Here is a 5,406-nt window from a genome sequence, read left to right on the forward strand (position 1 = left end):
GGTGCGGGGAGATAATCAATGTATCTTATTCCTAAATTGGTCGGTGTTGGGTTCTTTACCAGCGGCGGTCAAGGTGCGGTGGAAGCCGGCAAGGAGTTGGGGATTGACGTCACTTACGATGGTCCGACAGAGCCAAGTGTTGCGGGACAGGTTCAGCTTATCAATAACTTTGTGAATCAAGGCTATGATGCGATTGTCGTTTCAGCCGTGTTACCCGATGGTTTATGTCCTGCGTTGAAACGAGCGATGAAACGGGGTGTTAAGGTATTGACGTGGGATTCCGATACTGCGCCAGAATGCCGCTCCATCTATATCGATCAAGGAACGCCAAAGCAATTGGGCGGAATTCTGGTGGATATGGCGGCTAATCAGGTGAAAAAAGAAAAAGCGAAAGTGGCATTTTTCTATTCCAGCCCGACAGTGACGGATCAGAACCAATGGGTAAAAGAGGCTAAGGCTAAGATTGCAGAGGAACATCCCAATTGGGAAATTGTCACCACCCGGTTTGGTTATAATGATGCCACTAAATCCTTGCAAACTGCGGAAGGTATTTTGAAAGCGTGGGAGGATTTGGATGCGATTATTGCGCCAGATGCCAACGCCTTACCTGCGGCGGCTCAGGCAGCAGAAAACCTGAAACGGCAGGATGTAGCGATTGTTGGGTTCAGTACCCCGAATGTCATGCGCCCTTATGTTGAAAATGGGACGGTCAAACAGTTTGCGCTGTGGGATGTGGTCAAGCAGGGCAAGATAGCCATTCATGTTGCCAATCAGATATTGCAAAAAGGCGATCTGAATGTGGGCGATAAATTGAGTATTCCTGATGTTGGCAGCGTTGAAATTTCACCCAACAGTGTGCAGGGATACCGTTATGAAGCGAAAGGCAACGGCATTGTGGTGATGCCGGAGCGGGTCATTTTCACCAAAGACAATATCAACCAGTACGATTTCTAATCAAGACAATTTCTGATTCATGGGGCTGAATGCAGTCCCTGACTCTGACACCTTTCTGGAGGGAGAAATGGCAGATTTAGATGATATCAAAGACGGTAAAGATTTTGGCATTAATACACCGCAAAAGAATACGTTGTTTGAGCTGAAAGGCTGTGGTGCGCTGGATTGGGGGGTGCAGTCCCGCCTGGCACGGATTTTTAACCCCGCCACCCATAAAACGGTGATGCTGGCATTTGACCACGGTTATTTTCAGGGGCCAACGACGGGCTTGGAGCGTATCGACATCAATATCGCCCCGCTGTTTGAACATACCGACGTACTGATGTGTACCCGCGGTATCCTGCGCAGTCAGGTGCCGCCGGCAACCAATAAGCCGGTGGTTTTGCGCGCATCTGGCGCCAATTCCATTCTGACTGAACTCTCCAACGAAACGGTTGCGGTGGCGATGGAAGATGCTCTGCGCCTTAACGTTTGTGCAGTGGCAGCACAGGTTTATATCGGTACAGAACACGAACACCAATCCATTAAGAATATCATCAAGCTGGTGGATCAGGGGACGCGTTATGGTATGCCAACGATGGCAGTGACGGGCGTCGGTAAAGAGATGGCCCGCGACCAACGTTATTTTTCGCTGGCGACGCGCATTGCGGCTGAGATGGGGGCAAATATCATCAAAACCTATTATGTCGATAGCGGTTTTGAGCGGATTGCGGCGGGTTGTCCGGTGCCGATCGTGATTGCAGGTGGTAAGAAATTGCCGGAGCTGGATGCGCTGGAGATGTGCTATCAGGCGATTGATCAGGGAGCGTCGGGTGTGGATATGGGACGTAATATTTTCCAGTCGGAAGCCCCGGTTGCGATGCTGAAAGCGGTGCAGGCCGTGGTGCATCACAATGAGAAACCCGCCCAGGCTTATGAGATCTTCCTGAGTGAAAAAGCGCAGGGGGAATAATATGCACGTCACATTAGTGGAAATTAATGTTAAAGCCGACAAGATAGACGAATTTATCGACGTATTTCGCGATAATCACCTCGGCTCGGTTAAAGAGCCGGGCAACTTACGGTTTGATGTCTTGCGTGATAAAAATATCCCAACCCGCTTCTATATCTATGAAGCTTATGCTGATGAAGAGGCTGTTGCGGCACATAAGAAAACTCCCCATTACTTGCGCTGTGTCGAAAAACTGGAAGCGTTGATGACAGAGCCACGGAAAAAGACCACATTTATGGGTTTGATGCCGGAAGGGAAGTAAGGCAAGGGCGGATTTAACCCTCTGTTTATCTAAGGAAATAATGATGACAGAGGGTGATTTTTATTAGCTTAACCACCGTTATTGGTGTAACCATTTGGCGATAAATGTTGCCACGTGTTCCGGCCGATTGATATCGAGCTGCGGAAGCCGTGTTGCCATTATCATATCGCTGGCAATGGCTATCACATAAGGATCAAGGATTTCATCAACAGTATGATTCAGGCCGTTGCGATAAAGTGCGATTTTCGGGATGGGTTCTTGTTTGAACCCTTCAACCAAAATCAGATCCAGTGAATTTGCATCAAACCGACTGGCGAGATAGTCAAGATCCAGTTCTGCTAACTCTGGCGTTTCAGTCATCAAAGCCCAGCGTTGCCGGCTGGCGACTAACGTTTGTGCTGCCCCCGCCTTGCGTAGCTCATAGCTGTCCTTGCCCGGCTTATCGACATCCATATTATGATGAGTATGCTTAATCAGCCCAACGCGAATATGTTGCCGACGCAATAGTGGAATGACTTGCTTTAATAGTGTCGTTTTTCCGGTTCCACTGTAAGCGGTGATCCCCAGAATGGGCGGTGTTGTATCGTTGATGCCGTGGTTCATGCAGACTCCTGAAAGCGTTCCCAATGATGGTGTTGCCAGTAAAGACATTCTTCAGGGGTATTTAAGTTGGTGAAAGCGTGGGGATGGGGGAAATAAACCGCCTTTGCCTTAATCATCTGCATAAAGAACATCAATTTTCTGTCTCCCAAAGCGAGATAGCTTTCCAGACGGGGGATGAGACTGCGGTGCATTAATGCCAAAGTCGGATGTGCGCGTTTGCAGTCATGTGCATAAGCCGCCCAAGCGTTTTGTTTGTAGTGCCACAATGTTGCGACAAGGTTCTCTGGGAAATCGGGAACATCACAAGGGACAATTACCACCCACTCATGGATAGCGCTTTTTAAAACCGCCAACATACCTGCCAATGGGCCAGAAAAATCAGCAATGATATCCGGTATGATGGGATAACCGCTTTGCCGATAAATCCCCAGGTTGCGATTGGCATTAATCAACAGTTCATGAACCTGCGGTTGCAACCTTGTCGCAATGCGTTGATATAGCGGCACATTATCGAATTGCACCAATCCTTTGTCATTTCCCCCCATGCGGGTGGATAATCCCCCTGCCAGAATTGCGCCACTGATTTTTGGATGCGTCATGTTAAATCACCTGATATTGGGCAATAAAATATTTAATGTTTGATATACCCTTTATCTTTCAATTTACTGTGTTATTGGATGTATTCACTTTTCCCAATGATACCGTTATTCATATTGGAAATTTGTGAACGTGCTGTTGTGCTGCAATTTGAAATTTATAGAGTATATATAATAGGATAAGAGCGTGAAAATTTTGTTAACAAAATTCAGATCTGACCGACAGGAACAGATAAGATCTGATACTCCTTTTTTCGGATGCCCCTCATGAATATCGACGCCTTTTCTCAATATTTTGTTGAGATAACAGATCATTGCCAAAAACGTTTTTCAAATCTGTGTTTGGTTAACTAATAACTCTGTTGCCTGAAACAAAAAGGTCTCACGGCAAAAATTGCTGGATACGCCCAGAGTGTTTCCATCCAATATACTCATTGCGATGGAAGCTTGCCAAAGTGCTCATTATTGGGGAATAACGCTCCAAGAGATGAGCTACTGAAGTGACAACTGGCTCAGTGAAGCCGGATTTTCTGTCAATGATCCGTTAAAAATCAGGGTGATGCCGGGTTGTTTAATCATCACCGCCCAAAACTTACATACCCTTTGGCACTGCCTCAAAAGCATGAACCAGGGCGAGTGGGATGAGATTGCCATCGTCGATTGATTGCGGCAATTTCCCGGTGAATTGAAGAAAACACCACTGGGAAAAACCCGTTAATATGCTGTTTTATAATTAAAAAACAGAAAATCACCCCAGACAACATGAACCGTTTCCTTGTCCCTGCACTGCCATTTTTTCATTTTGGCAAGCGGTTCGCATTTATGTCAGTAAAACAACCCCATCGTCACAAGGAGTGTATTTATGGAGCTTCATTTTTCATCTCACCTTGCTGAACTGCCGGAATGTGTGCTCAGTGGCAACACGCTCAATCAGATTGGTTTTTCGGCCGATGCACTGTTCCATATCGCGCAATTTGCTAATGGTTTGATGCTGTCACTGATTGAGCCAGAAACCGAGCCGGATCTCGCCACGCTGTTCCACCATACCGAAAACCACCCTTATCAAGGAATCGATTGGGTACGCGAAAATGGTGAGCTTTATCTGGCGGGTGACTGGCTGACAGAAAGCGGCTTATTGGATCATCCTGTGACGCTGGAGACAGCTTATGGCTTGATCGTATTGCGTGCTGAACTGCCGGTATTATTAGCCTGAATCCCAAAAACGAAAATAAACCGGAATACCGATGTGGGTTTCCGGTTATTTTCAACGCTATTCCCAGTAAGATTAAGCTGCGGATGCGGAAGCTGGTTGGGGATTACAAGACAAAATGTGATGATAAAAAGCTGGAAGATCACAGGATCTGCCAGCTATTTTGTTTTATATGCAAATCAAAAAGTAATTTTTTCTAAATATTGCATAGCCGTTCTATACGCCCCTATTGAGCTAGGATTTAAGTCTTCCATCCGTTCAAAGAATCTTTTTGCATGCCCACTCATAGCAATTAAAAATTCTTCCTTTTCAATAGAAGTCTTAACTTCTGAATGGCAGTTTACACTAACAAGCACTCTATTTCCTTTTGATGGCGTAAATTTAACCTCTATCGGTTGATCTGGAAAATAACACTTAAACTCTTGATTATCATATAATACCGATAATCCTTCTGCCAGATAACACCAAAGATCATCAATATAATCATACATTGACTTATCAATAAGGCTAATACCATTTATGGTTAACTCTAAGGTACCATCGATGTAATCAGAACTTTTCACTCCTCCATCATATTGAAAAATATCAATATATTCATCTTTGATTTTTATGTATGTGTTTATGCTTATCATAGTTTACCTGGATAAAATTGGCCTATTCATCCATTTTTAAAACCAACTACATAATCTTGGCCTTTATTGAACCATCCTAATAATTAGGGTGATGCCGCTATTGGGCGGTTCCAGTTCACGCTGATATGGTACGGGAGGAACAATAGTACCGGAAGATC

The 5,406-nt window shown here is 45.3% G+C and carries 6 protein-coding genes and 3 pseudogenes; 6 read left to right on the top strand and 3 right to left on the bottom strand.

Features of this window, described 5'->3' with window-relative positions; genetic code table 11:
* Positions 1-27 precede the first annotated feature (27 nt).
* The 3 genes and pseudogenes from lsrB to lsrG all read left to right on the top strand — a co-directional run.
* Positions 28-954, top strand: a pseudogene (gene lsrB / locus PSI15_RS16930) (autoinducer 2 ABC transporter substrate-binding protein LsrB); the annotation flags it as partial.
* Between the two features lie 67 nt (positions 955-1,021).
* The gene (gene lsrF, locus PSI15_RS16935; protein WP_273584551.1) at positions 1,022-1,906 is read left to right on the top strand and encodes a 3-hydroxy-5-phosphonooxypentane-2,4-dione thiolase; all 885 of its coding nucleotides are present in this window, start codon (positions 1,022-1,024) and stop codon (positions 1,904-1,906) included.
* Position 1,907: 1 nt separating this feature from the next.
* Positions 1,908-2,207 (top strand): (4S)-4-hydroxy-5-phosphonooxypentane-2,3-dione isomerase, encoded by a 300-nt coding sequence (gene lsrG / locus PSI15_RS16940; protein ID WP_273584552.1) that lies wholly within the window; start codon positions 1,908-1,910, stop codon positions 2,205-2,207.
* A 78-nt stretch (positions 2,208-2,285) separates the two neighbouring features.
* Here lsrG and mobB read toward each other — a convergent pair whose 3' ends face one another.
* Complete coding sequence (gene mobB, locus PSI15_RS16945) at positions 2,286-2,810, bottom strand: molybdopterin-guanine dinucleotide biosynthesis protein MobB (RefSeq protein ID WP_273584553.1); 525 nt, start codon at positions 2,808-2,810, stop codon at positions 2,286-2,288.
* The gene (gene mobA, locus PSI15_RS16950) at positions 2,807-3,409 is read right to left on the bottom strand and encodes a molybdenum cofactor guanylyltransferase MobA (protein WP_273584554.1); all 603 of its coding nucleotides are present in this window, start codon (positions 3,407-3,409) and stop codon (positions 2,807-2,809) included. Before mobA ends, mobB begins: the two co-directional genes overlap by 4 nt.
* A gap of 307 nt (positions 3,410-3,716) precedes the next feature.
* Between mobA and PSI15_RS16955 the strand changes: the two are divergent.
* The 3 genes and pseudogenes from PSI15_RS16955 to PSI15_RS16965 form a co-directional block, all read left to right on the top strand.
* Positions 3,717-3,902: pseudogene (locus PSI15_RS16955) on the top strand (IS110 family transposase); the annotation flags it as partial.
* An 18-nt stretch (positions 3,903-3,920) separates the two neighbouring features.
* A pseudogene (locus tag PSI15_RS16960) lies at positions 3,921-4,070 on the top strand (SymE family type I addiction module toxin); the annotation flags it as partial.
* A gap of 198 nt (positions 4,071-4,268) precedes the next feature.
* Positions 4,269-4,619 carry a SymE family type I addiction module toxin gene (locus PSI15_RS16965; RefSeq protein ID WP_273584555.1) on the top strand — a complete coding sequence of 117 codons (351 nt, stop codon included), beginning with the start codon at positions 4,269-4,271 and terminating at the stop codon, positions 4,617-4,619.
* 176 nt (positions 4,620-4,795) lie between these two features.
* Here the strand turns inward: PSI15_RS16965 and PSI15_RS16970 are convergent, their stop codons facing one another.
* Entirely contained in the window at positions 4,796-5,248 is a 453-nt protein-coding gene (locus PSI15_RS16970) for a hypothetical protein (protein ID WP_273584556.1), read from the bottom strand.
* Positions 5,249-5,406: the final 158 nt, after the last annotated feature.

Origin of the sequence: Xenorhabdus sp. PR6a (assembly GCF_028599065.1) — a bacterium.
GTDB classification, from domain to species: domain Bacteria; phylum Pseudomonadota; class Gammaproteobacteria; order Enterobacterales; family Enterobacteriaceae; genus Xenorhabdus; species Xenorhabdus doucetiae.

What these genes read in the sequence shown, in the direction of transcription:
- lsrF (WP_273584551.1), top strand. Translation starts at nt 1,022, where the DNA reads ATGGCAGATTTAGATGATATCAAAGACGGTAAAGATTTTGGCATTAAT.
- PSI15_RS16970 (WP_273584556.1), bottom strand. Translation starts at nt 5,248, where the DNA reads ATGATAAGCATAAACACATACATAAAAATCAAAGATGAATATATTGAT.
- lsrG (WP_273584552.1), top strand. Translation starts at nt 1,908, where the DNA reads ATGCACGTCACATTAGTGGAAATTAATGTTAAAGCCGACAAGATAGAC.
- mobA (WP_273584554.1), bottom strand. Translation starts at nt 3,409, where the DNA reads ATGACGCATCCAAAAATCAGTGGCGCAATTCTGGCAGGGGGATTATCC.
- mobB (WP_273584553.1), bottom strand. Translation starts at nt 2,810, where the DNA reads ATGAACCACGGCATCAACGATACAACACCGCCCATTCTGGGGATCACC.
- PSI15_RS16965 (WP_273584555.1), top strand. Translation starts at nt 4,269, where the DNA reads ATGGAGCTTCATTTTTCATCTCACCTTGCTGAACTGCCGGAATGTGTG.